A 24,691-nucleotide genomic window follows, 5' to 3' on the forward strand; every position below is an offset into this window, starting at 1 on the left:
ACCATGTATGCTCGGCCAGGCTTGCTCGCCCTCTGCCGCGCACTGCGCGGCCCCTGATCGCTGCCCGGTCTATGGCCCCGCTCGACCCGCACGCCGAGGAGCCGAACCTCGTGGATACCGCCGCTTCGCGGATCGGGACAGCCCTGAACGCCAAGTGGCGGCTCGACGATCTGCTCGGCGTCGGCGGCATGGGCGCGGTGTTCGCGGCGACCCACCGCAGGGGGACGCGGGCGGCGGTCAAGGTCCTCCACATCGAGTTCGCGCGCAACGCCGAGCTGCGGGACCGCTTCCTGCGCGAGGGCAAGATCGCGAACCGGGTCGATCACCCGGCGCGCGTCGCCGTGGTCGAGGACGACCTCAGCGACCGCGGCGAGCCGTTCCTCGTCATGGAGCTGCTCTCCGGCACCACGCTCCAGCGGCTCGCGAGCAGCGCCGGCGGCACCCTCCCCCTCGCCCAGGTGCTGCCCGTCTTCGACGTGGTGCTCGATCTGCTCGAGAAGTGCCACTCGCTCGGCATCGTCCACCGCGACATCAAGCCGGCGAATATCTTCGTCACGAGCGCCGGCCACGTGAAGGTCCTCGACTTCGGCATCGCCCGGATGCGCGACCCCGAGCGGCAGGCCACGCGCGCGGGGCTCACGTTCGGCACGCCGGCCTTCATGTCGCCCGAGCAGGCGATGGGCGTGTCCGGCATCGACGGCCGGTCCGACCTCTGGTCGGTCGGCGCGAGCCTGTTCACCCTGCTGTCGGGCAAGCGGCTCAACCGCGGCCGGAGCGAGTCGGAGTCGTATTTCCTCGCCGCGACGCAGACCGCGCCGTCGATCGCGACCGAGGTCCACGACCTGCCGGTCGAGATCGTGGCGTTCGTCGACAAGGCGCTCGCCTTCGAGCGCGGGGGCCGCTTCCAGAGCGCCGCCGCGATGCGCGGCGAGCTCCGCCGGCTGACGGCCGCGCACGCCGCCGGCCAGCTGACGCCCTCGCGCGAGAAGAAGGCGCCGCGCGTGCTCGTCCGCGGCAACGACACCATCGACGAGGACCAGGATCCGCCGTCGATCGTCGAGCAGACCTGCCAGCGGCTCGTCGGCGTCTGGAGGCAGCTCGCGCTCGTGCTCAGCAACATCCGCCAGTACGGGTGGAACCACCCCCACGTGAACAAGGGCATCCACTTCGCGTTCGACGAGATCACGCGGACGCTCTCGCAGAACCCCCTCGGCGTCCGCTGGGAGGTCACCCCGAGCGCGTTCACCTCGGGCGGCCAGCCGATCTGGCAGCCCGACAGGCCCCCGTTCGATCGCATCCCCTACCAGCTCTTCGCCGACGGCGTCCGGAAGATCCAGATCAAGGCCGGCATCACCGAGGCCGAGCTCCGCGATTTCGCGGCCATCCTGCTCCGCGACCAGAGCTTCGGCATGGGCGAGGACGACGACGCCGTGACCGCGCTCTGGGACCGGCGCTTCGAGCACATCGCGTACATGGCGATCGACCAGTTCGCCGAGGGCGACGCGGACCTGGAGGATTTCGAGGAGCAGTGCCGGGAAGTCGCGGTGGGGGCGCGCGCCCTCGCGCAGATCGAGAGCCTGTGGGACGAGAGCTCGCTCGCGGGCAGGGCGCTCCAGCGGAACGTCGAGGCCGCGCTCGCGGAGACGGGCGCGGCCGCCTCGGCGCTCGCCATCGACCCGCTGACCCGGAGCACCCTCGGCGCCCAGATCGCGCTGCCGTCGGAGCAGTGGAACGAGCGCTACATGGACGCGTTCGTCGACGGCTACGTGGACGCCGTCCGGCACGGCGACGAGGACCGCATGACGGGGGCGCTCACCGCGTGGACCGCCGACCAGATCGTCCTGCACAGCTACGAGCTCGCGTTCGAGGTGCAGACGATGCTCCGGCGCGCGTTCTTCACGCGGCTCGACGGCATGCAGCGCGGCGCGGCCGGTGCGGCGAGTGCGGCAGGTGCGGCAAGTAGATCAAGCGCCGCGGTGCCGCAGCTCTCGCCGCGCGCCGTCGACCGGACGCTCGCGCAGGCGATGTTCCCGGTCGAGGCGCTCCGGGCGATCCTCAACGATCTCGCGACGGCTCACCCGGAGGAGCCGACGGCCACCGGCGCGGCGGCCACGGGAGCGGCGGCCCCCGGCGCGGCGGGCCACGGCGGGGCGGCCGCAGGCGCTGCCCTCGGCGGCGCGGCGGCCGCAGGCGTGGCGGCGCAGGCCGGCGTGGGCCGGAGCGCGGCGCAGGCCGGCGCAAGCCGGAGCGCGACACAGGTCGACGCAGGCCGGAGCACGGCGCAGGCCGACCCAGGGCGCAGCGCGGCGCAGGCCGGCGCAAGCCGGAACACGTTGCAGGCCGGCGCGAGCCGGGGCGCGGCCCAGTCCGGCGCGAGCCGGAGCGTGGCGCCGCTCGACCCGGCGATCGTCGAGGGGCTGGCCCACGCGCTCGACGCGCTCGAGGACGGCTCGCTCTTCAGCGCCGCATGCCAGTGCCACGGCGCTGTGCAGTCCGAGCGCCTGCGCGAGGTCCTGTTCGCCTACATGCGGCGGTGGGCGCCGGGCCGGGAGGCCGAGCTCGGGGACCTGCTCTCTCGCGCCCCGGCCCCCCTCGCCCTGACGCTCCTCCAGCTGCTCGCGCAGCTCAAGACCCCCGGCGCCCTCGCCGCGCTGGAGGCCGGCTTCGCGAGCCCGCACGTCGAGGTGCGCATCAACGCGCTCGCCGAGCTCCCCGACGCCGCCGCGGGCGAGGGCGGCTCCGCGGGCTCCGCCGCCGACCGCGTCCGGGAGGAGCTCCAGAAGCTCCTCGACGACCCCGCGCCGCTGGTGCGCTGCGAGGCCCTGCGCCTCATCGGCAAGCTCGGCGTCCTCGCCGCGGGCCCGACGCTCGTGCGGCGGATCGTCGCGCCGTCGTTCCACGACCTCTCGGGGGCAGAGCGGCGGCAGTGGCTCGAGACCGTCGCGCAGCTGAACCCCGCGCGGGCCGAGAAGCTCGCGATCGAGCTGCTCGAGAAGCGCCAGCTCATCCCGTCCGAGGCGATCGAGCAGACCCGCGAGCTGGCCGCGCACTTCCTCTGCCAGGCGCGGAGCTACGAGGCGCTCCGCGCGGTCAAGGAGGCGACCAAGCCGCGCTGGTGGAACACCCCGCCGGTGCGCGACGCCGCCGCGCGCGCCGCGGTCGCGATCGCCGCGCGCCTCGTCGCGCCGACCCGCCCGAGCGATCGTCCCCTGGCGCAGGCGCACCCGGACGCGAGCGCTCCGCCCTCCCGCGCGAAGCGCTCGTACTCGCCCGTCCCGGTCCGGCGCGTGAGCCCGGGCGGGCCGCTCAGCCTGCCGGATCAGCTCGAGCCGTGGAGCACCCCGCGCCCCGGATCCATGGCCCCGAACGGCGACGCCGGCCGATCCGCCTACAGGCCGCCGCTGGTCTCGCCGGTGCCCGCCTCGACAAACGCCGCCTCGGCGCCTCCCACCTCCGTGCCGTTCAGCCGGCGTGGGCCGCCGCCTTCCTCCACGTCGTCGTCCACCCCGACGGCCGCGCCGCCGCCGATGCCGCCGTCGATGCCGCGCCCGGCCACACCGCCGAGGTCCCCCGCCCCGCCCTCGAGCGCCAGCGCCGCGCCGTACAGCGCGCGGCAGGGCCCCGCCTCGTTGCCGTTCGGCGCGCCGTCCCGCACGGCCATCGAGCCTGCGCCCGGCAGCGCGGTGCCCTCGACGAAGCCGGGGCCGTCTCCGTCGCCCCGCGGCGGGAGGAAGCCGTGAGCGAGGAGAAAGCCAACCTCCACGAGAGCACCGGCGACACGGCGATCTCGGGCGTGAAGGCCGACGGGCGGCGCCGCGCGGCGCTCGGCCTTGTGCAGATGATCTACCGGCTCGCGAAGGCGTGCCTCCTGCACAGCGACTCGAACCAGGCGGTGCTGTCGCTCGTCCCGTCCGCGATCGACAGCATCGTCCAGTTCTGCGAGCTGTCGGGGAGCGAGGCCGCGACGATCGTGTTCGCGGGCAACACCCTCTTCATCAACGGCCAGATGCTCCGCGCCTCGCGCGAGACGTACGAGGTCGCCCTGGAGCTCGGCAGCTTCTTCGAGGCCTGCGACGTCTCCGAGCTCGTGCTCGACAAGACGGTCCGTCGGGCCGAGCTCGCCGCCTTCGCCCGCCTCCTCGCCGACGCCCAGCGCGACCGCAGCATCGCCGCGCGGCTCCTCCAGTCGAGCCTGCGGGGCGTCCGCGTCCGCAAGCTCACGAACCCGTTCCCTGGCGGGGCCATCGACGGCGACGGCACCCGCATCGGCCGGATCAGCCGCACCTACGCGGCGGCGATCCTCGTGATGCGGTCGTTCTACGCGGCCCTGCGCTCGTCCCCGGTGATCCTGCCGCAGCGGGTGAAGCGCGTCGCGCAGAAGCTCGTCGCCGCGGCCGAGGAGGACGCGCGCCTGCTGCTCTCGGTCGCCGCGGGCAAGATCGCCGACCCGGACGAGGGGGGCCTCAGCGTGTCCACGGCGATCGTCGCGCTGGGCATCGCCCGGCAGCTCACGACCGACAGGAGGATGCTCGGGAGCCTCGTCACCGCGGCGCTGCTCTACGACGTGAGCCGGCTGCGGCTCACGGGGGTGCTCGCCGGCTCGGCCGACGGCGAGGAGCCTGTCGCGCGCTCTCTCCTCGAACGCGGCCTGAGCGACGACGAGAAGGAGCGGCTGCCCGCGAGCGCGGCCGTCATGTTCACGGCGCTCGGCAAGCTGCACGCGCCCTCGATCACACGCACGGTCATCGCCTACGAGGCGCTCGCGCTCCGGCAAGGCGGCCGGCAGGGCCCGCTCTACGGCGGCCGGCGCAGCCCCACGGTGCTCGCGCGGATCCTGGCGGCCGCCCGCCAGTTCACGGAGCTCCGGACGGCGCCGTTCCCGACGATCGAGACCGCGTCGGGCGGCGCCTCGTCGCTCGACGCCGTGCTTCAGCGCATGATCGCGGGCGCCGAGAGCGCGACCGACCGGGCGATCGGCAAGCTGCTCGTCGGCGCGCTCGGCATCATCCCGACGGGGACGTTCGTGCAGCTGAGCACCGGCGAGCTCGGGGTCGTCCTCTCGACGCCGCTGTCGCCCGCGCACTTCGCGCAGCCGCCGGTGCGCGTCCTGTTCGACGAGCAGGGCCACCTCCTCGGCGCGCCGTTCGACGTCGATCTCTCGCAGCGGGCGCCGGGCGCGGAGCCGTGCTTCATCGTCCGGCCCGTCGAGGTCGAGCCTCACCACGAGCGGGCGATCCGCGCCGCGTTCGGCTTCCGTTCCGGGAGGGGCGCCGCGGGGGTGGAGTCGCGCGTGACGGCCGCCGCGCCGGTGCTCTTCGGCGACGAGGTCCCGCCGACGGAGCCGGGCGACACGCTCGCGCCGCGCGCTGTCCGCTCGGAGGAAGGCGCGCGCGCCGCGCAGGCGCGCAAGGAGGCCGCGTGGCTCGGCAGGCCGCTCGCGGGCTCCGCGCAGGCCGGGTCGTCGCCGACCAGCATGCAACCCCGGCAGCCCGCGCCGGCCGAGCGCCCGGCGCCGGCCGAGCGGGGTCGCGACGAGAACCTCATCTCGACGCAGCCGCCCCCCTCGACGGCGGCGGCGCGCGCGGCGATGGCCGTCCCTCCTCCGCCGCGCTTGCCGCGGGATTCGAGGCCCTTCGGGCAGGTCGCGTCGACGAGGTACTCCGTGCCGGCGCCCGAGCCGACGCGCCCGTCGCGGCAGATCGAACGCCGGGACGACGCGCCGGCGCGGGACCCGGGCGTGGGCCAGCTGCCGACGATCGGCCCTCCGGCGGCGTTCCCGGCGTCGCGGAGGTCGGGGGATCTCCGGCTCGGCGCGTCGTCGCGCCGGTCGGATTCCCGAGTTGATCCGGAGGATTGGGACTGGGACGACGAGCTCCCGACCATCGATCCGCCGCCGCCGGGGCCGCCGCCGACCTCGCGGAGCCCTTCCTTCGCGTCCGAGCCTCCGCCCGCCAGCGCGCTCGATCACGCGCCCACGTACACCCCGCCCCGTCCTTCCAGCCACGCGTCGGACCGCGCCCCGGGCTATCCGCCGCCCCATCCTTCCAGCCACGCGTCGGACCGCGCCCCTGCCCCTCGCTATCCATCACCCCATCCTTCCAGCCACGCGTCGGACCGCGCCCCTGCCCCTCGCTATCCATCGCCCCATCCTTCCAGCCACGCGTCGGACCGCGCCCCTGCCCCTCGCTATCCATCACCCCATCCTTCCAGCCACGCGTCGGACCGAGCCCCTGCCCCTCGCTATCCATCGCCCCATCCTTCCAGCCACGCGTCGGACCGCGCCCCTGCCCCTCGCTATCCGTCGCCCCATCCTTCCAGCCACGCGTCGGACCGCGCCCCTGGCTATCCGCCGCCCCGTCCTTCCAGCCACGCGTCGGACCGCGCCCCGGGCTATCCGCCGGCCCGTCCTTCCAGCTACGCGTCGGACCGTGCCCCTGGCTACGCGCCGCCCCGCACCCCTAGCCCCACGCCGGCCCGTGCCTTCAGCCACGCGTCGGACGGCGCCCCTGGCCACGCGCCGCCCCGTACCCCCAGCCCGCCGCCGGCCCGTGCCTCCAGCCATGCGCCGGGCGGTGCCCCAAGCTACGCGCCGGAGCCTGTCCCGACGGAGCGGAACGCGCCGCGCGCGTTCTCCAGCGCCGGGTCCGGCGCGAGCCTGGACGACGCGGATCTGACGTGGACCGACGAGCTGCCGACGCTCGATCCTCCCCCGCCGCCGAGCACGGAAGAGCTCGAGCGCGATCGGCTGCTCGCGGCGTACCTGGCCGAGCGCACGCCCTTCCCGCAGGCTGGTCTTCATGAATGGAGCTCGGCGCCCAGCGAGGCGCCGGGGCGCGCCGAGGCGGACATCGACGGCAGGTGGCGCGGCGACGCGCTGTCCCAGCGGCCGGCGCCCGACTCGCGGGCGATGGCGCCGATCACCATGGCGCCGACCAGCTCCAGCTCCCTGGGCGCCACGAGGCGCCCGCGCGCGCCCATCCCGCGGGAGGAGCCCGAGGACGACGGGGGTGATCCTCCGGCGCCGGAGGGGCGGGACCGCTGATGGCCTGGCCCGCTGCGGCGAGCCGTGGGCTCGCTGCGCTGCTGCTCGCCGCGCCGGCGTGCGCCGACGACGGCGGGGATCCCCCGCCGGTCGAGCACGCCTGCAAGCTCGGGTACCTGGGCGAGGAGGGCGCCGACATCCGCATGGAGGTCATCGCGCTCGACTCGAGCGACGCGGCGCACCCGGTGAGCGACGGCGACGGGATTGACATCATCATGCCGCCGCAGGGCGGGCGGGTGCTCTTCCTGGGCGTCCGCGCGACGAACCTGAGCGCCTGCGGCGTCCAGCTGTCCGGCTCGCTCCGCGATCCCGTGTCCGGGCGCGTGATGTCCGAGTCGAGGACGGTCAACCTCAGACCGACCGGCGAAGGCTGGGGAGCGAGCGTCGACGCCGACATCTCGACCTTCGCGAACGTGGGAGTCTGCCCGAACAACTGGTCGGGCAGCGACATCTTCGATCACGACTACGAGATCGAGGTGCAGGTGAAGGACAGGGAGGGCCGGACGGCGAAGCAGGTGCGGCAGGTCCGGCCGGCGTGCAACGAGCCCGAGTTCGAGGTCGAGTGCCGCTGCATCTGCAAGCACGGGTACGTCCTCGGCGAGGCGTGCGAGTAGGCCGGAGCGCTGCGAGTCCAGCAGCGGAGTGGCTGATCCGAAGCGAGCTCGCTCGCGCCGGCGCGGCCACGCGCCCTACACGTCGAGGTCCTTCCACCGCCTCGAGCGCCGGGAGAAGATCAGCATCCCCACGAGCGAAGCGACCCCGATCGCCGCGAACGAATACCAGATCTCGTAAGGCCGGTAGGTGTCCCAGAGCAGGCGCGTCGCCTCGGCGGCGTCGATGTGCAGCGTCTCCTGCAGCGTCCTGAAGGCCTGCTGGCGCGACACCCCGAGGAGCTCCGAGAGCGACGCCACATCGCCGTCCCAGGCCTTCCCCTTGGCGAGATCGGTCTTCTCGGCGAGGTAGCGCAGGGCCAGCGTGGCCTTCTCGCCCCGGGTCCCATAGAGGATCCCCGCCATCTGCGCGCCGATCGCGGGGCCGATCGCCGCCGGGATGTTGACGTAACCGAGATAAAGCGCCTTCTTTCCCTTCGGCGCGATGAGCGCGAAATACTCGCTCTTCTTCGGGCCGGTCAGCATCTCGCCGAGGGAGAAGAGCAGGATGCCCACGAAGAGGACGTAGAGCGACGTCGTTGTCCCTGCGACGAGGATGCCGAAGATGGCGACGAGGATGCCCAGCGTCATCGCCGAGAGCACCTTCATCCTCGCCACCAGGTACGAGAAGGGCACGAGGAGCAGGACGATGCTCACCGAGTTCAGGTTGATCACGTTCTCCTGCTTGAGCTGGACCCCGCGCGGATCCTTGAGTTCGAGCCACGACGCCGGGAGCCAGGGGTTGTTCTGCACGAAGGAGGTGCTGCTGATCCAGTCCGTGTAGAAGTTCGGCATCAGGTCCCAGAGCTGGTACATCATCAGCCAGAACCCAGAGAGCAGCAGGATCACGGTGATGAGCCGCGCGTCCCAGATGTTCTTGATCGTGTCCTTGAAGACCCTCCACGCCCCGGAGGTCTTGTCAGCGCCGGAGTCGACCTCCTTGTACGTGAACAGCATCAGGAAGTTCAGGGAGATGATGGCGGCGCAGCCATAGAAGACCCACGACCAGCTCTTGCCGTGGAGGTAGCCGGCGAGCGGCGGGCCGATCGCCGCGCCCACGTTCACGAGCCAGTAGAAGAGGCCCCAGCCGACCGATGAGTTCGACTTGTCCATCGACTGGGCCAGGGTGCCCTGGATACCGGGCTTGAAGAGGGCCGTGCCCGTCGCGAGGACGACCACGCCGAGCAGAAAGCCGGTGAAGCTCCGCTGCGTCGCCATCAGCAGATAACCGATGATCTTCAGCCACACCGTGATGAAGATCGTGCGCTTGTAGCCGTACCGGTCGGCGTAACCGCCGCTGATCATCGGGAGCAGCGACTGGATGAGGGCCCAGACCATGTAAATGGTGCCCTTGTCCTGCTGGCTGAAGTGGAGCCCTCCAGGCTCGTCGGCCTGGGCGATGTAAATGGGCATGACGACGCGCACGCCGTAGTAAGCCAGCCGTTCCCACATTTCCATGATGCAGCCCATCCAGAAGGAGCGCGGCAGGCTTTTCAGGGTCTGAGCAAAGGAAAGCTTCGTCGGCGCCTCGACGGCCGGCTCGCTCACGGCGGCGTTGGTCATTTCATGCTCCTCGTGCGCCCGGGCCCCGGGCAAGCCCTCGTACCACACCGAGAGCGGCGTACACACATGGATCACAAGCGCGTCCCGCCGCGGTCCGTCAGGGGCAACTACGATTGAGCAGCTCCTTCGCAGCGAGCGAGCAGGCGTCGGTCTCACGCGCGTCGAAACAGCCGGTCTTCACCGCCGCGCTCTGCAGTCCGATTCACGCTTCGACAGTCGACAGCGCAGCTCATGGATCATCCTGGACAGCAGAACCGGGAGCCAGCGGCGCTCGCGCCATGTCGCCCACCGGGTGGGTGGTTCGCTCGTGATCCGTGAGGGGCGTTTCTTGTCAGGGCATGGCGTGATGCCCCGACCTCCACCTGCCTGCCGCGGGACGTGGCGACCGCGGTCCCGTCCGGCCAGCGCGCCCGCCTCCCCTGCCGTGCAGCGGCCGCCGGCCGAGCGGCGCTGCACCTCGGCCGCCGGCGAGTCTTTGCCTGCGGCGGCGTCCTGATGGTAGGGCAAACCCCGTGATGCACGCGCGGCGGAGCGGCGATCGATCCGGCGGGACCACGCTGGAGCAGGCGATCGCGCGTTTCCTGACCTACCTTACGGCCGAGCGGCGGGCCTCGCGCCACACCGTGGCGGCGTACCGGCGCGACCTCGAGCAGCTCGCGCGCTTCGCCCGCGAGAAGGCGGCCGCGAACGCCGATCACCGCCCTGCGCGAGCGCGCGGCAAGGCCCCGGCCCCCGGCAAGGCCCCGGCCACCGGCGAGGCCCCCTCTCCGGACGAGGCCACGGCCGTGGATGGCCTCGACGTGCTCCTCCTGCGCAGCTGGCTGGGCTCGCTCGCGCGCACCCACGCGCCCGCCTCGATCGCGCGCAAGGTGGGCGCCGCCCGCGCCCTGCTCCGTTACCTGGAGCGGCGCGGCGAGGTCGACAAGAACGCGGCGGCCCAGCTCGCCCTGCCCAAGGTCCGGCGCCCGCTGCCCACCTTCCTGGACGTCGACGCCGCCGCCGAGGTCATGGAGATCCCCGGCGCCGAGACGGCCGAGGGGCTCCGCGACCGCGCCATGCTGGAGACCCTCTACGGCGCGGGCCTGCGCGTCTCCGAGCTCTGCGGGCTCGACCTCACCCACGTCGACCGGCGCCCGGCCGACAGGGCCGCGGTGCGCGTCGTCGGCAAGGGCGACAAGGAGCGGATCGTCCCGCTCGGCTCCCACGCCCTCGCCGCCATCGAGCGCTACCTCGAGCGGCGCGACGAGCTCGCCGATCCGACGACCGGCGCCCGCGACCCCCGCGCCCTCTTCCTGTCCCGCCGCGGCGCGCGCATCGGCGTGCGCCGCGTCCAGGCGCTTGTGCAGCGCTACGGCGCGCTCGGCGCCGGCCGGGCCGACCTGCACCCGCACGCGCTCCGGCACACCTGCGCGACCCACCTGCTCGACGGCGGCGCCGACCTCCGGGCCATCCAGAAGCTGCTCGGGCACGCCTCGCTCGCCACGACGCAGCGGTACACGCACGTCTCGATCGACCACCTGCTCAAGGTCTACGACGCCGCTCACCCCATGGCGCGGAAGCGGGGCCCGGCGTGAAGCGAGCCTCGAGCTCGCCGGGCCCCGCGGTCCCGACGCTGGCCCGCGCGTGGGCGGGGCGGCTCGCCAGGAGCGCGCTCGGCGCCAGCGTCTTCGGCGTCGTGGCCGCGTCGCTCGACGCCGGGTGGGCCACGGCGGGCGCCGGCGACGACGCCGCCTTCCAGCTCGCCACCTACCTCGCCGACACCGGGGTGTTCGCGCCCGTCGCGCTCGTCGTCGGCCTGCTCGCGGGCGCCTCCGCGATCGTGATCGACCCGTCGAGCCCGCCGTCGCCAGCCACGCTCGTGGGCGCGCTGCGGGTGCGGGCGATCGGCCGGCCCGCCGACATCGCGGCGTTCGTGCCGCTCGCGGTGCTCGCGGCCTTCCTCTGGATGACCCTGTGCGCCCACCTCGCCCGCGCCCTGCTCGGCCTCGAGGCCGCGCCCCTCCTGGTGGGCACCGCCGTCGCCGCGGGCGCGCTCGGCCTCGGCCTCATCGCGGGCCTCGCCGTGCTCGCCCTCACGCCGCCGCTCCGGCGCGCGCTCGCCAAGGCCAGCGACGGCCGCCCCGCCTGCGTCGATCCGGCGGTCACGGGCGGCGTCGCGCTCGCGATCGCCGCGGCCCTGTTCGCGTTCGGGGTCGCCACGGGCGGCGTCTCGGGCGAGGGCGGCTTCCTCGGCGTCTACGGCATCTTCAAGCGCCCCGAGCTCGACCTGCGCGCCCCGGCGCTCCTCCTGGTCGTCGCGCTCGCCGCCTTCCTCGCGCCGGTCGCCGTCCGGACGGCGCGCGCGCCGGTCGCGCTCCTGGCCGCGCTCCTGCCGCTCGCGCTCACCGCGCGCGCCGCCTCGGCGCTCAACGCGGAGCCCGCGGTGGCGCAGGCGATCGAGCGCGACGCGCCCGTCGGAGGCAAGAGCCTCGCGGTCCTGCGCCGCCTCACCGATCGCGACGGCGACCGAGCGGCCGCCCTCTTCGGCGGCGGGGACTGCGACGACCGCGACGCGCGCGTCCACCCGCTGGCCGAGGAGATCCTCGACAACGGCGTCGACGACGACTGCTCCGGCGGCGATCTGACGGCCGCCGCGCTCGCCGCGCTCGCCCCCGCCCCCAAGGCGGCCCCGAGCGCCGACTCTCCCGCGGCGCGCCTGCCGGCGGACCTGAACGTCGTCCTGGTCACCGTCGACACGCTCCGCTGGGACCTCGGCTACGCGGGCAACCCGCGGCCCGTGTCGCCCAACCTCGACGGCCTCGCGGCCCGCTCCACGGTGTTCGAGCGCGCGTACTCGCTCGCGTCCTACACGGGCAAGAGCGTCGGCCCGATGCTCATCGGCAAGTACGGGAGCGAGACCCACAGGAACTGGGGGCATTTCAACAAGTTCAGCGAGGAGGACACGTTCGTCGCCGAGCGCCTGAAGCGCGCCGGGGTGCGCACGATGAGCGTGCACGGGCACCGCTACTTCGGCAGCTTCGGCGGGCTCGATCGCGGCTTCGACGTGGTGGACATGTCCGCGGCGCCGCCGGAGGGCGCGCCCTGGGACGTCGACAACAAGGCGACGAGCGCCGCGCTGACCGACGCCGCGCTGCGGCTGATCGGGTCGGCGGACAACACGGGCGGGCGCTTCTTCCTGTGGGTCCACTACCTCGACCCGCACGCGGACTACCTCCGGCACGACGACGTTGCGGGCTTCGGCGCGGCCTCGCAGCGGGATCTCTACGACGGCGAGGTGGCCTTCACGGACCGGCACATCGGCCGGCTGCTCGACGCGATCGCGGCGGCGCCCTTCGGCGGGCGCACGGCGATCGTCGTGACGAGCGATCACGGCGAGGCGTTCGGCGAGCACAAGATGTTCCGCCACGGCTTCGAGCTCTGGGAGGAGCTCGTGCGGGTGCCGCTGGTCGTCCACGTGCCGGGCGCGGCGCCGTCCCGGGTCTCGGCGCGGCGCAGCCTGATCGATATCGCGCCGACGCTGCTCGATCTGATGCGGGTGCCCGGGCCTGCCGAGGGCGCGGCCGCGAGCGACTTCCTGTCGGGCGCGTCGCTCTTGCCCGACGTGTTCCTCGCCCCGGGCGAGCAGGCCCAGGCGCGCGACGTGCTGATCGACATGCCGGCGGGGCCGTACAACGACGCGCGGCGGTCGTTCCTCCGGGGCGACATGAAGCTGACGATCTCGGGCGGCGCCCGGTTCGAGCTCTACGACCTGGCGAGCGACCCGGAGGAGCGGAAGAACCTCTGGGGCACGACCGCGGCGAAGGAGATCGAGCCGTACTACGCGGCGGCGCGGGCGCGCCTCCGCGAGGTCCACGTGACCGGCGCCCGCAAGTGACCGGCGCGCGGAAGTCACCGGCTCGCGGGGGTCACCGGCCCGCGGAACGTCTCGTGATGTCTCGGGTGCAGCTCGCTCACTCCGCGGACGGCGGGTTCCTCGCGCACCGGACCCCCATCCCGGCGTCATAGCGACCCGGGATACGGTAAAGGCCGCGGCTCGTCGTGTACAGAGACGCCTCGGGGTCGAGGGCGCTCCCGCCGCGGACGACCACGTAGTTGCCCATCCACGACGTCTCCAGAAGAGCACAGTCGACGCACGGGACCTGGAGCGGGTCCGAAGAGTCCCGAACGAACTCGCTCACGCCTCCGGCGAGATCCTGGTGGCCCCATCGCCCTGCTCCCATCGGCTTCGACCCGACAGGGGAGAAGTCGTCCAGCGCGCACGCCGGCGCGGCGTCCGCATCCCCGAGGCAACCGTAGCTCGCGCGGCTCAGGTCGAGCCCCTGGCCCCACGGGTATTCCCGCTGCTCGTCCCCGCCGGCTGCGGCGTAGTTCAGCTCCGCCTCCGTCGGGAGGCGCCCTCCGTCCCACGCGCAGAACGCGAAGGCCTCGGGCCACGTGATGCAGTTCATGGGCAGATCCTCGTTCGGCCCGGCGTCATCGGTCCAGGTCGAGCGCGGCGGGTCGCAGTGCAGGGCAGCCTTGAGCGCCGCCGTATCCTCCTCGAGCCAGCCTTTCCAGTCGGCAGACCAGCCGCTCCCCTGGATCTTCGAGTGCTCCCCTGCGCCGGCCTCGGGTGCGCTCGCCCGCGTGCCTCCTCCGGCGTCGACGAACGCGCGAAACCGCCCCACCGTCACCTCGAACGTATCCAGGAGAAAGCCGCTCACCGTCGCGGGGTAGGCGCCGTCGGCTTCGCGCGCACCAGCGAAGTTCCGGTCGAACGTGCCTCCCGGAACCAGCTTGCTGTCACAGCAGCTGATCTCCTCGGGTCCGCACAGCAGCTCCGTCCCCAGCTCTCGTGAGCCGCAGCTCCGAGGAGCAGCCGGCTCGCCGGCGCCCGCGCCGCCGGCCCCGCCGCCGCCCGTCGCATCCCCGCCGGCCCCGCCGCCGCCCGTCGCATCCTCGCCGCCGCCCGTCGCATCCTCGCCTGTCTCGCCCCCGTCAGGCTGACCGCCGCCTGCCCCGCCGCCTCCGCCTCCGCCCTCGCCGGGGGCGTCCTGTTCGGGATCGACCCCGTGGAATTCCACGCAACCACCGGCGAGGACGACCGCCGCGATGATCCAGATCGACGTGCCTCGACCACGACTCTTGCTCTTCGTCATCGCCTGCCTCCGCTCCGTTCCCCGCGCCTCGATCGCGGCCCTTCCGGTGGGGCCCGCGCGAGAATGGTAGGGTCTTCTGGGACAAGAAACGGCGTCAAGCCACGCTCAGGGAAAGCAGGTTATCGGCACCGGTACCGGCTTATCGTCACCGGTGCCGGCCGAGCGTCCGCCGACGGGCTCATGGCGATTGTTGGCGACGAGCAACCACGGCGGCCGGCGCGCGGAAGTGACCGGCGCCCACAGGTAACCGCCCCCCGGACGCGACCGTGACCTGGACGCGACCGCCCCACGAAGCGGCCGGCCCGCGTGGCTGACCGCCCGCGCCGGTCGGTGGCCGGCCGCGCGGCGCGCTTGCCGGCCCTCCGCGGCGGACGGATCTGCGCCGTGATCGCGCGATCGCGCCGACAATTACTTGCGCGTTAGCAACTAATGCGTAATAGATAATATTGTGAGTAAGCAAAAGGTCCTGGGCTCGCCGCTCGAGCGGTTCACGCGGATGATGTTCTCGCGCATCATCGCGGGGCTCGCGCGCGCGCTGCACGAGGAGGACTTCAGCGTGGCGCAGGTGGCCGCGCTGCACCTCGTCGATCAGGACGGCCCGGTGCGCGTCACCGCGCTCGCCACGTCGCTCGGGCTCTCGGCCTCGGCCGGGAGCCGGCTCGTCGATGGCCTGGTCCAGCGGGGGCTCCTGGCGCGGCAGGAGGATCCCGAGGACCGCCGCGCGAAGACGCTCGCGCTCACGCCGCTCGGCCGCCGCTTCGTCGACCAGGCGAGCGCGGAGCGGGTCCGGGTGATCATGGAGACGGCCAGGTCGCTGCCGCCCGAGATCTCGGCGGCGATCCTGTCAGCGATCAGCGCGTTCCAGCGAGAGTGAGCCACGTTCGCGGAACGTGGTGCGTGAAACCCCTTGTCCGAAGAGGAGGTCAGCATGGATATCGTCGTGTTTCTGTCTCATGAGATCCCGGCGGCGCTCGGCGCGCTCCGGGAGGTGGCCCTGGCCGACGGCGCGCTCGCGCGCTTCGACCCAAAGCAGCGCGCCGTCCTGGAGGAGCTCGCGGCCCTGCACGGCGCCCGCGCCGACATCGACGGGCTGCCGCGCGTCGCGCCCGAGGCGGTGGCCAGCGCGATCCCGGATCCGCACCGGCGCAAGCGGCTTGTGCAGCTCGCGATCGTGACCGCGATGGCGGACGGCGAGGTGACGGCGGCCGAGGTCGATGCGGTCGAGGCGCTCGCGAGGGCGCTCGGCGTGCGCGAGCAAGGCGTGGGCGTGCTCCGCCTCGTGGCGCGCGGTCACAGGGGGCTCGCCAGGGCCGCCGTGAGGCGCCGGCTCGTCGGCGCGTTCGCCGGCGAGGTCCTGAGGAAAGAGGGCCTGGCCGGCGTGCGCAGGCTCCTCGGGCCCTTCTTCCGCGCGGGCGCCGAGGATCGCTCGCGGGCCTTCCGCTACAAGCAGCTCGGGCTCCTGCCCGAGGGCACGTTCGGCCGGGTGTTCTGGGAGCACTGCACCGAGCGCGGCTTCCTGTTCCCCGGCGAGAGCCGGGACGCCATCCCGGAGCGCATGGTGTTCCACGATCTCGGCCACGTGCTCGCGGAGTACGACACCGATCCTGCGGGCGAGATCCAGGCCGGCTCCTTCCAGGCGGGGTTCATCCGGCGCGACGGGTTCGCCTTCCTGCTCTTCGTGATGCTGCAGTTCCACCTCGGGATCCAGATCACGCCCGTCGCCGCGCCGCAGACCGGGCTCTTCGACGCGCACAGGGTGCTGCGCGCGGTGGCGCGCGGCGCGGCCTGCAAGGTCGACCTGAGCGATCGCTGGGACTTCTGGGACGTCGTCCACCTGCCGCTCGGCGAGGTGCGCGAGCGGTTCGGGATCCCGCCGCTCGCCGCGATGGCAGCGCGGCAAGAGGCCGCCTGAGCGGCGCGCCGCGGGCGCCGCCTCGCTGGCAAGGCGCCCACGGCGCGTTCACCGCCCAGGCACGGTTGGCTCGATGCCCCAGCTGCGGTAACGACGTCATCGATGAGCCGGGCAGCGAGACTCGAGGCAGCCGCCGCGCCGCCGCTCCTCGACCGCGTCGACCTCCACCGCGTCGAAGCCGCGCGGGCGCTCGATCCCCGCACGCGGTCCGAGCTGGGTCAGTTCCTCACGCCGCCGCCGGTGGCGTCGTTCATGGCGTCGCTGTTCGAGCGGCCCTGCGAGGAGATCCGCGTGCTGGACGCCGGCGCCGGCGTGGGCAGCCTCCTCGCCGCGTTCACGGCCAGCGCATGTGCCCGCCGAAAACGCCCGAGCGCGATCCGCGCGACTGGCTTCGAGATCGACCCGCGGCTCGCGGCGTACCTGCGTCGGACGGCGCGCGCGTGTCGTGACGAGTGCGCCGGCGCCAGGATCGACTTCACTGCCCGCATCATCGAGGCCGACTTCATCCGGTCGGCCGTCGAGCAGCTCGACGGCGGCCGGCCTCGCCCGGGCATGCCGCGCTCGTTCACGCACGCGATCCTGAATCCACCTTACAAGAAGCTCAACTCGGGCACCGAGGCGAGGGCGGCGCTGCGGCGCGTGGGCCTCGAGACCAGCAACCTGTACACGGCCTTTCTTGGTCTCGCGATCCTCCTTCTGGAGCCGGGCGGGGAGCTCGTCGCGATCACCCCCCGGAGCTTCTGCAATGGTCCTTACTTTCGACCGTTCCGGGAGCTGTTCTTCCGAGAGATGTCGCTGCGAAGGGTGCACGTCTTCGAATCGCGCAAAGCGGCGTTCGCGGAGGACGACGTCCTTCAAGAGAACGTCATTCTTCATGCCGTCAGAGGCGGTCGGTGCGAGTCGGTCACCATCTCGTCGTCGCGCGGTCCCGAGGGCGGGCCGCTGTCCGTCCGCTCCATGCCGTTCGAGCACGTCGTCCGGCCCGGAGATCCCGAGCTGTTCGTCCACGTGGTGCCGGACGACGCCGGGGAGAGGGTCGCTGCCACGTTCGCGCGCATGCCCTCCCGATTGACGGACTTGAATGTGGGCGTCTCGACGGGAAAGGTCGTCGACTTCCGAGCGCGCGAGTTCTTGCGGCAGAAGCCCGGCAGGGGCACCGGCCCGCTGATCTACCCGACGCACCTCGCGTCGGGCGTCGTTCGCTGGCCCAAACACGGCAAGAAGCCGAACGCCCTCGTGGACGCCCCGAGGACCGCCGCTCTCTGGATGCCCAGCGGGAACTACGTGCTCGTCAAGCGCTTCTCGTCGAAGGAAGAGCGGCGGCGGGTCGTCGCCGCTCTCTTCACGCCCGAGAGCGCTCCGGGAGACAGGATCGGGTTCGAGAACCACCTCAACGTGCTTCACCGAAGCGGCAAGGGGCTGCCGGCGGTGATGGCGCGCGGCCTCGTGGCCTTCTTGAACTCGACGCTCGTCGATACACACGTTCGGCAGTTCAATGGGCACACCCAGGTGAACGCGACCGACCTGAGGAACCTCAGGTACCCGACCGTCGAGCAGATCGAGCGGCTCGGGCGGCGCGTGCCCGATCCCGGCCTTCCACAGGAGGAGCTCGACCACATCGTCGAGCAGGTGCTGTGATGGCGAGGAGCTCGAAAGCGCTCGCGCCGTTCTCCCCCCCTCTCTCCGCCCCGTTTCGCGGTAACCTCCTGCGCCACCCATGAGCGACCTCCGCCAGCCCGCCGAGACCAAGTACGAACACGAGCTCGCGGCCCTCGCCGCCAACGATACGGCGCCGAGGCCGCCCGGGTGGCGCCTCTCGCCGAAGGCCGTCGAGACCTACATCCTCGGCAGCGACAAGCCCGTCGGCGGCGTCGCGATCACCCCCAAGTACATCGGCGATCGCGCCCTCGTGCAGGTCGCCCTCGCGACCCTCGCGTCCGACCGCGCCCTCATGCTCGTCGGCGAGCCGGGCACCGCCAAGAGCTGGCTCTCCGAGCACCTCTCCGCCGCCATCAGCGGCACGAGCGCCCTCGTCGTCCAGGGCACCGCGGGCACCAGCGAGGAGCACGTCAAATACGGCTGGAACTACGCCCTGCTCCTCGCCGAAGGGCCCTCGCAGAAGGCGCTCGTGCCCTCGCCCATCCTCCGCGCCATGCGCGACGGGCGCTTCGCGCGCTTCGAGGAGATCACCCGCACCTCGTCGGAGATCCAGGACGCGCTCATCTCCATCCTGTCCGAGAAGCAGATCGCCGTCCCCGAGCTCGACCAGGTCGTCCCCGCGCAGCGCGGCTTCAACCTCATCGCCACCGCCAACACCCGCGACCGCGGCGTCAACGAGATGAGCGCCGCGCTCAAGCGCCGCTTCAACTTCATCACCGTCCCCGTCGTCGACGACCTCGAGCAGGAGATCAGCATCGTGCAGAAGCGCGAGGCCGAGCTCCGCGGCGACTACCAGGTCGGCGTCGAGCCGCCCGCCGAGCTCGCAAAGCTGCTCGTCACGCTCTTCCAGGAGCTCCGCGCCGGCGTCACCAAGGACGGCAAGACCAAGGTGAAGACCCCGGGCTCCGTCCTGTCGACAGCGGAGGCCATCAGCGTGCTCTTCAACAGCGGCATCCTCGCGCAGCACTTCGGCACCGGGAAGGTGACCGCCGACGACCTCTCCCGCTCGCTGCTCGGCGCCGTGAGCAAGGAGGGCGGCGACGACCTCAAGGCCGTCCGCGAGTACTGCGAGACCGTGGCCAAGGGCCGCGCAGGGCTCTGGAAGGAGTTCTACGCCTCCGCCAAGAAGCGCCTCGCGATCTGACGGAAGGGACCCGATGGACCTCGACCGGCTCGCCGCCGTCCACCTCTTCCCGGTGCGCCACCACTCGCCGCGCTCCAGCGCGACGCTGCGCGCCTACCTCGACGAGGTGCGCCCGAAGGCGATCTTCGTCGAGGGCCCGAGCGACGCCACCTCGCTCCTCGAGGCGCTCGTCGACCCGAAGACCGTCCCGCCCGTGGCGATCCTCGGCTACCGCACCGACGGGGAGCCCGCGTCGTCCCTGTGGCCGTTCGCCGCCTACTCGCCCGAGTACGTCGCGGTGAAATGGGCCTTCGAGCACGGCGTGCGCGTCGAGCTCATCGACATCCCCGTCGGCACGACGCTCGCGCCCTTCGACGGCGCCCTGGTCGGCCACGCCGACGCCGACGATCCGGGCGGCCACGAGCGCGAGATCGACGAGGACCGCGGCGAGCAACAAGGGGAACACGGCGGACACGGCGAGCCCGGCGAGCACGCGGACGACGGCGGCGCAGGGGACGGCGGGCCGGCCAGCGCGGAGGGGGAGCAGGAGAGCATCTATGCGGCGTGCGCGCGCGCCCGGGGCTTCCGCTCGTTCGAGGAGTTCTGGGAGGCCTCGTTCGAGGCGCCCCGCTACGATCCCGGGCCGTTCCGCGAGGCCCTGCTCGCGTACGCGGACCTCGTGCGCAGCGACGGGGACCGGCTGATCCACCGGGCGCGCGACGCGTACATGGCGCGGAGCATCCTCGAGCGCATGGGGCCGGACCTCGCCCCGAACGAGGTCGCGGCCGTGCTCGGCGCGGCGCACGCGGCAGCGTTCGCGGCGCGCGACGTCGATCCAGCGCTGGAGGCGCGGCTACCGGCGCCGATCCCGTGCGCCGTGACGCTCATCCCGTTCAGCTTTCCGCGGCTCTCCGAGCAGCTCGGCTACGGCGCGGGCAACCGGGCGCCGCAGTACTACCAGCGCGCGCACGACGCGGGCGGCGACTTCCGGCGCGCCACCCTCGAGGTGCTTATCGACTTCACCGAGCACCTCCGCCTCCGCGGCTTCATGGCCTCGCTCGCCGACACCATCGAGGCCTTCCGCCTCGCGGTCTCGCTCGCCGAGCTCCGCGGCAAGGCGGAGCCCGGCCTCGACGAGGTGCGCGAGGCGACGATCGCCACGATGTGCCGCGGCGACGCCACGCACGTCGACGGCTTCCTCTGGCCGGCCGTCATCGGGCGCAACGTGGGCCGCGTCGGGGGCAGCATCGGGAAGAACTCGCTCCAGGAGGAGTTCTGGCGCGAGGTGCGCGAGCGCAGGCTCCCCGCCACCGACGCGCCCGAGTCGTTCCGGCTGTCGCTCACGAACGAGGTCGAGGTCGGGACGAGCGTGCTCCTGCACCGGCTCCGCATCGCGAAGATCCCCTACGCGGCGTACGCCGGCACCCGGGCGGCCGGGCGGGGCGGCGCGGGCGCTCGCGGGCAGCGGCGCGGGCAGGCGGCGAGCGAGGTGCCGCCGGACGAGCTGCTCCGGCAGCTGAGCGAGACGTGGGAGGCGCAGTGGACACCGGCGACCGACGTGGCGCTGGTCGAGAAGATCGTCCTCGGCGACACGCTCGAGCAGGTGGCGACGCGGCTGCTCGAGGAGGACCTCGCGGCGTGCCACACGACCGGCGAGGCCGCCGACGTGCTGCTGAACGCCGTGCTCGCGTCGAGCGCCCGCGCGGCGGCCTCGGCGCTCGACGCGTGCGACCGGTTCGCCGCGGGCGACAGCGATCTGCCGTCGCTCGCCCGGGCGTGCCGCGCCTTCGCGGGGCTCGCGTCGTTCGGGTCGTCGCGCTCGCTGTCGTCGCTCGGCGACGGGGTGATCGCGACGATGCTGGAGAAGACGTTCGCGCGCGCGGTCCTGCGCGTCCACGGCGGCTGCACGGGCAGCGACGAGGCGGTCGCCCCGGCCAAGGAGGCGCTGCGCACGCTGCACGACGTGGCCCTGTCGCAGCCGATCGTCGACCGCGCCGCGTGGTTCGAGGCGGCGCGGGCGCTCGTGGACAGCGACGCGGTGAACCCCACGGCGTCGGGCCTCGCGTGCGGGCTGCTCTACCTGGCGCAGGGGATCGATGACGCCGAGGTGGCGCGGATCGTCGGCCTGCGGCTCGGGAGCGCGGCCCCGCCCGAGGCGGCGGCGTCGTTCCTGGCCGGCTTCCTCGAGGTGAACGCGCTCGTGCTCGTGAAGAGCCGCCCGGTGGTCGAGGCGCTCGACGCGTTCCTCGGGAGTATCCTTCCCGAGCGCTTCAAGGACACGCTCCCGGTCCTGCGGCGCGCGTTCGGGGCGCTCGGCGCGACCGAGCGGCGGTACCTGCTCGAGAACGTGCTCGCCGCGCGGAAGCTCGGGGACAAGGCCCGCGCGGCGCAGGCGGTGCTCCTGGAGAAGGACCGCGAGAAGCTGAAGGAGATGAGCGAGGACCTGTCGCAGGCGATGGACGACCTCGACGACCTGCTCTGACGCCGGGCCGGGACCGCGGCGCCCCGCGCGCCGCCCCCACGCGGCCGGCGGGGCCAGCGGGGCTCGCTCGCTTCACTCCGCCCGGCCGGCCCGCGACCAGCCGCCGACGTTGAGGTCCGGGTGCTCCGCCAGGAAGCTCTGCAAGCCGGGCGGCGGGGACGCCCACGCTGCGAGGCGCTCCGGCGCCTTCCTGGCGGGCACCACCGCCGAGCGCGAGTAGGAGCTCCACGCGCCGTCGCCGCAGGCATAACACGCAGCGCGCGCGAGCTTCGCGGTCACCCGGAGCGCCCCCCGCGCGTCGTAGGCCGGCGCGATCTGCACGAGCTCCGGCGCATCCCGCTCTTGCCGGGCGGCCTCTGGGTCGTCCTCGTCCTCGTCGAGGAGCGCCTCGGCCTCGCCCTGCAGCGCCGGCACGCCGGACACCTCGGCGAGCAGGTTGGCGATCGCCCCCTTGTCGGCGTCCCACACCGTGAACCCCACGCCCACGAAGCCGTGTGCGCCGCACGCGTAGGTGTACGTCCGCTCCTCGATGAACAGGTACGGCCCGACGCTCCCGATCGCCTCCGCCTCGTGCTGGATCACGTTGCTCCCATCCGCGTCCGGCGGCGCGATCACCTGCTGGCGCGCGCCCGTCCCGCGCAGCACGAGCTCCGCGCGGCTCGCGGTGCCCTCGCCCGGCTCGCGCGTCTCGTCGGGCCCGAAGTCGCAGGCCGAGGTCTCCACCTTCACCTCGCGCACCTCCCAGCGCCACTCCCCTCGACCGGTCGCCACGACGATCCCCGGTTCCTCGCGGATCACCGCGCCTTCCTCGGTGAGGTGCCATGTCCGAGGCGGCCCATCGCCCGTGCGGCCCCAGACGAGGAGCTCCCCACCGAGCGCGGCGCCCTCAGCGCCCTTGGACTCGGACGAACGCGGGGCAGGCGGGTGCGGGACGTCGAGGGCAACGGGAAGAGCCGACTGCGGGCGGGCGGCGCAGCCGGAGATCAGCGCAAGCAAAGCGATCGACGTGGCGAGTCGGGGGCGCGGCATGCCGGCCGGAAGAGCACGGCACATGCCGCGAAGCGCCCCCCGGAAAACCCACACCGCGCCGAGGACCGGTGTCGCCGCGGACCCACGCCGCGTGGCAGGCCAGCCCCATCGCGATCCGGCCTCGACCTGCGCCTCGCGGAGGAGCTCCCGCTCCGCGTCAGGAGCTGATCCTCAGCCGCCTTCGCCCAGCCCCGCGACCGGCTCGCACGCGACGGCGCGCTCGATGGCGGCGCGAAGCCAGCTGTGGCCCTCGTCGCCCTCGCAGCGTTCCGGCCAGACGAGCGTCAACGTGTAGCCCCTCGCCTCGAGCGGACACGGCCGCACCACGAGATCGAGCTTCCGGGCCAGCGCCACGGCGACCCGCGCGGACACGGTGAGCAGCAGGTCAGAGCCCGAGAGGATGAACGGAGCGACGAGGAAATGCGACACGGTCAGGGTCACCCGACGGCGCAGCCCCCGCGCCGCCAGCTCCTGATCGATGACGTTGTGGTCCTCTCCGTGCGGCGAGATCATCAGGTGCTCGCAGGCAGCGTAGCGCGCCGCCGTGAGCGCCTTCCGGGAGGCCGGGTGGCCCCGCCGCATCAGGCAGACGAGCTGCTCGGCCGCGAGCTGCGTGGACCGGCATCCGTCGGGCACCGGCCCGCCGCGCCCGAGCTTGGCGTCGAGCTCGCCGCGGCGCAGGAGCTCGGCGAAATCCGGCGGGATGTTGCGGCACCGCAGGTTCATGTGCGGCGCCTCGGCGGCGAGGATCCTGGTCAACGGCGGGAGCACGAGCAGCTCCAGGTTGTCGGTCGCGACGAGCCGGAACGTGCGGGTCGAGCGCCTCGGGTCGAACCGCTCGGCCTGACCGAAGACCTGCTCGAGCCGCTCGACGGCCTCGGCTGTTCTCGGCAAGAGGTCCCGCGCGCGCTCGCTCAACGTCATCTGCCGGCCCACCTGCACGAGCAACGGATCCCCGAAATGGGCGCGCAGCCGAGAAAGCGCGTGGCTCATCGAGGGCTGCGTCACGCCCACCCGACGCGCAGCGCGCGTGACGCTCCTCTCCTGGAGCAGAGCGTGCAAGGCCACGACAAGGTGGGTGTCCACCGACTGCAGACGCATGGTCGATGGATACCACGCCGACCCATAGACATCACCTATGTGTTGGCGCGCCGGCTATCGATTCGACGATCGCTCCGCCGGCGCGTATCTCTGGTCTCCGGGTGGCCCGTACCGCCGCACAGCGCCGGAGTCCCCAGGGTGCCCCCCAACCCAGGAAGCTGCCATGATCATCGAGTACATTCGCTACACGATCCCCGCAGAGCAAGAGCAGGCGTTCCTGTCCGCTTATCGCGCTGCGGCCACGGAGCTGCGCGGCTCCGTGCATTGCCTCGACTACGAGATCTCCCGATGCACCGAGGAGCCGGCGAGCTTCGTCGTCCGCATCCGCTGGGACTCGCTGGAAGGCCACCTCCAGGGGTTTCGCAAGGAGGCGTCGTTCCCGTCATTCTTCGCCAAGGTGAAGCCCTTCTACGGGTGCATCCAGGAGATGAGGCACTATGCCTTGACCGACGTCGCCGGCGCGGGGAGCCACCCTGGCGGCTGAACGATCGCGAACGACGGGGGCTCTCCTGGTTTCGCGCAAGCCATCGTGCGATGCTCGCTCGGTGACGCGAAAAATCGCATTGATCCGGGCGCGCGGGCCCGTCTCGGCGCTCCTCATGCTCCTCGTGGCGGGCGCCGCGCTCGCGGCCTGTTCCAGGGTCACCGGCGCGCCGAAGGGCCGCGAGGCAGCGCCGGAGCGCGACAGCGCCTGCGCGGATCCCGCGAAGCCCAAAGCGTACTTCTATCCAGCGGAGAACCGGACGGACTACGCGCCTGACGACCCCTGGAAAGACGGCTGCGCCATGCTGGTGCCAGATCACCTGTTCTGCTGCCCGGAGAAGGCGCCCGCCGAGCCGCGGTAACGGGTCCTACCGGAGCGGCCAACCAGGCTCCGCAGGGCAGCGCGCTCCGACGGCCCGCGCGGCCCGCGCGCGGGCCATCGCCGGTGCCGCAAAATGCGGCATGTCGTACTTTGCGGCGGCGTCGAGCGGCGTTGGCTCGCCGCGCGC

Annotated in this window: 16 protein-coding genes; 12 read left to right on the forward strand and 4 right to left on the reverse strand. The window is 73.0% G+C overall.

Features of this window, described 5'->3' with window-relative positions; all coding sequences use genetic code 11:
• Nucleotides 1-110 precede the first annotated feature (110 nt).
• From WMF46_RS41820 to WMF46_RS41830, 3 genes are read left to right on the forward strand one after another with little or no spacing between them, the layout of a single operon-like run.
• Nucleotides 111-3,740, forward strand: a complete 3,630-nt coding sequence (locus tag WMF46_RS41820; RefSeq protein WP_437982344.1) for a protein kinase domain-containing protein — start codon at nt 111-113, stop codon at nt 3,738-3,740.
• Nucleotides 3,737-7,042: a hypothetical protein gene (locus WMF46_RS41825; protein WP_437982345.1), complete on the forward strand. Its 3,306-nt coding sequence runs from the start codon at nt 3,737-3,739 to the stop codon at nt 7,040-7,042. The genes WMF46_RS41820 and WMF46_RS41825 overlap by 4 nt, the downstream gene beginning before the upstream one ends.
• Nucleotides 7,042-7,656, forward strand: a complete 615-nt coding sequence (locus WMF46_RS41830; RefSeq protein ID WP_437982346.1) for a hypothetical protein — start codon at nt 7,042-7,044, stop codon at nt 7,654-7,656. The genes WMF46_RS41825 and WMF46_RS41830 overlap by 1 nt, the downstream gene beginning before the upstream one ends.
• Nucleotides 7,657-7,731: 75 nt before the next feature.
• Here WMF46_RS41830 and WMF46_RS41835 read toward each other — a convergent pair whose 3' ends face one another.
• Complete coding sequence (locus WMF46_RS41835) at nt 7,732-9,255, reverse strand: MFS transporter (RefSeq protein ID WP_437982347.1); 1,524 nt, start codon at nt 9,253-9,255, stop codon at nt 7,732-7,734.
• A gap of 515 nt (nt 9,256-9,770) precedes the next feature.
• Here WMF46_RS41835 and WMF46_RS41840 point away from each other — a divergent pair.
• Both WMF46_RS41840 and WMF46_RS41845 read left to right on the forward strand, forming a co-directional pair.
• A complete protein-coding gene (locus tag WMF46_RS41840; RefSeq protein WP_437987996.1) occupies nt 9,771-10,829 on the forward strand; it encodes a tyrosine recombinase XerC in 1,059 nt (352 codons plus the stop codon).
• Entirely contained in the window at nt 10,826-13,129 is a 2,304-nt protein-coding gene (locus tag WMF46_RS41845; RefSeq protein ID WP_437982348.1) for a sulfatase-like hydrolase/transferase, read from the forward strand. Before WMF46_RS41840 ends, WMF46_RS41845 begins: the two co-directional genes overlap by 4 nt.
• Nucleotides 13,130-13,205: 76 nt before the next feature.
• Here WMF46_RS41845 and WMF46_RS41850 read toward each other — a convergent pair whose 3' ends face one another.
• A complete protein-coding gene (locus WMF46_RS41850) occupies nt 13,206-14,393 on the reverse strand; it encodes a formylglycine-generating enzyme family protein (RefSeq protein WP_437982349.1) in 1,188 nt (395 codons plus the stop codon).
• Between the two features lie 448 nt (nt 14,394-14,841).
• On the opposite strand from WMF46_RS41850, the gene WMF46_RS41855 reads away from it, so the two are divergent.
• From WMF46_RS41855 to WMF46_RS41875, 5 genes are all read left to right on the forward strand, one after another.
• Nucleotides 14,842-15,267, forward strand: a complete 426-nt coding sequence (locus WMF46_RS41855; protein ID WP_437546235.1) for a MarR family winged helix-turn-helix transcriptional regulator — start codon at nt 14,842-14,844, stop codon at nt 15,265-15,267.
• A 54-nt stretch (nt 15,268-15,321) separates the two neighbouring features.
• Complete coding sequence (locus tag WMF46_RS41860) at nt 15,322-16,305, forward strand: hypothetical protein (protein ID WP_437982350.1); 984 nt, start codon at nt 15,322-15,324, stop codon at nt 16,303-16,305.
• 102 nt (nt 16,306-16,407) lie between these two features.
• The gene (locus WMF46_RS41865; protein WP_437982351.1) at nt 16,408-17,943 is read left to right on the forward strand and encodes an Eco57I restriction-modification methylase domain-containing protein; all 1,536 of its coding nucleotides are present in this window, start codon (nt 16,408-16,410) and stop codon (nt 17,941-17,943) included.
• A 79-nt stretch (nt 17,944-18,022) separates the two neighbouring features.
• Complete coding sequence (locus WMF46_RS41870; RefSeq protein ID WP_437982352.1) at nt 18,023-19,108, forward strand: ATP-binding protein; 1,086 nt, start codon at nt 18,023-18,025, stop codon at nt 19,106-19,108.
• A gap of 13 nt (nt 19,109-19,121) precedes the next feature.
• On the forward strand, nt 19,122-21,569 hold the full coding sequence (locus WMF46_RS41875; protein ID WP_437982353.1) for a DUF5682 family protein: 2,448 nt from the start codon (nt 19,122-19,124) through the stop codon (nt 21,567-21,569).
• A 72-nt stretch (nt 21,570-21,641) separates the two neighbouring features.
• Here WMF46_RS41875 and WMF46_RS41880 read toward each other — a convergent pair whose 3' ends face one another.
• On the reverse strand, nt 21,642-22,367 hold the full coding sequence (locus tag WMF46_RS41880; RefSeq protein WP_437982354.1) for a hypothetical protein: 726 nt from the start codon (nt 22,365-22,367) through the stop codon (nt 21,642-21,644).
• Nucleotides 22,368-22,769: 402 nt separating this feature from the next.
• Nucleotides 22,770-23,699: a LysR family transcriptional regulator gene (locus tag WMF46_RS41885; protein WP_437982355.1), complete on the reverse strand. Its 930-nt coding sequence runs from the start codon at nt 23,697-23,699 to the stop codon at nt 22,770-22,772.
• A gap of 163 nt (nt 23,700-23,862) precedes the next feature.
• On the opposite strand from WMF46_RS41885, the gene WMF46_RS41890 reads away from it, so the two are divergent.
• Together WMF46_RS41890 and WMF46_RS41895 are read left to right on the forward strand one after the other, a co-directional pair.
• Entirely contained in the window at nt 23,863-24,183 is a 321-nt protein-coding gene (locus WMF46_RS41890; RefSeq protein ID WP_437712298.1) for a putative quinol monooxygenase, read from the forward strand.
• A gap of 61 nt (nt 24,184-24,244) precedes the next feature.
• On the forward strand, nt 24,245-24,544 hold the full coding sequence (locus WMF46_RS41895) for a hypothetical protein (RefSeq protein ID WP_437982356.1): 300 nt from the start codon (nt 24,245-24,247) through the stop codon (nt 24,542-24,544).
• The last annotated feature ends 147 nt before the right edge of the window (nt 24,545-24,691 follow it).

It is taken from the genome of Sorangium sp. So ce117, from assembly GCF_051524395.1.
Lineage (GTDB): Bacteria > Myxococcota_A > Polyangia > Polyangiales > Polyangiaceae > Sorangium > Sorangium cellulosum_B.

What these genes read in the sequence shown, in the direction of transcription:
- WMF46_RS41830 (WP_437982346.1), top strand. Translation starts at nt 7,042, where the DNA reads ATGGCCTGGCCCGCTGCGGCGAGCCGTGGGCTCGCTGCGCTGCTGCTC.
- WMF46_RS41835 (WP_437982347.1), bottom strand. Translation starts at nt 9,255, where the DNA reads ATGACCAACGCCGCCGTGAGCGAGCCGGCCGTCGAGGCGCCGACGAAG.
- WMF46_RS41840 (WP_437987996.1), top strand. Translation starts at nt 9,771, where the DNA reads ATGCACGCGCGGCGGAGCGGCGATCGATCCGGCGGGACCACGCTGGAG.
- WMF46_RS41850 (WP_437982349.1), bottom strand. Translation starts at nt 14,393, where the DNA reads ATGACGAAGAGCAAGAGTCGTGGTCGAGGCACGTCGATCTGGATCATC.
- WMF46_RS41860 (WP_437982350.1), top strand. Translation starts at nt 15,322, where the DNA reads ATGGATATCGTCGTGTTTCTGTCTCATGAGATCCCGGCGGCGCTCGGC.
- WMF46_RS41865 (WP_437982351.1), top strand. Translation starts at nt 16,408, where the DNA reads ATGAGCCGGGCAGCGAGACTCGAGGCAGCCGCCGCGCCGCCGCTCCTC.
- WMF46_RS41870 (WP_437982352.1), top strand. Translation starts at nt 18,023, where the DNA reads ATGAGCGACCTCCGCCAGCCCGCCGAGACCAAGTACGAACACGAGCTC.
- WMF46_RS41875 (WP_437982353.1), top strand. Translation starts at nt 19,122, where the DNA reads ATGGACCTCGACCGGCTCGCCGCCGTCCACCTCTTCCCGGTGCGCCAC.
- WMF46_RS41885 (WP_437982355.1), bottom strand. Translation starts at nt 23,699, where the DNA reads ATGCGTCTGCAGTCGGTGGACACCCACCTTGTCGTGGCCTTGCACGCT.
- WMF46_RS41890 (WP_437712298.1), top strand. Translation starts at nt 23,863, where the DNA reads ATGATCATCGAGTACATTCGCTACACGATCCCCGCAGAGCAAGAGCAG.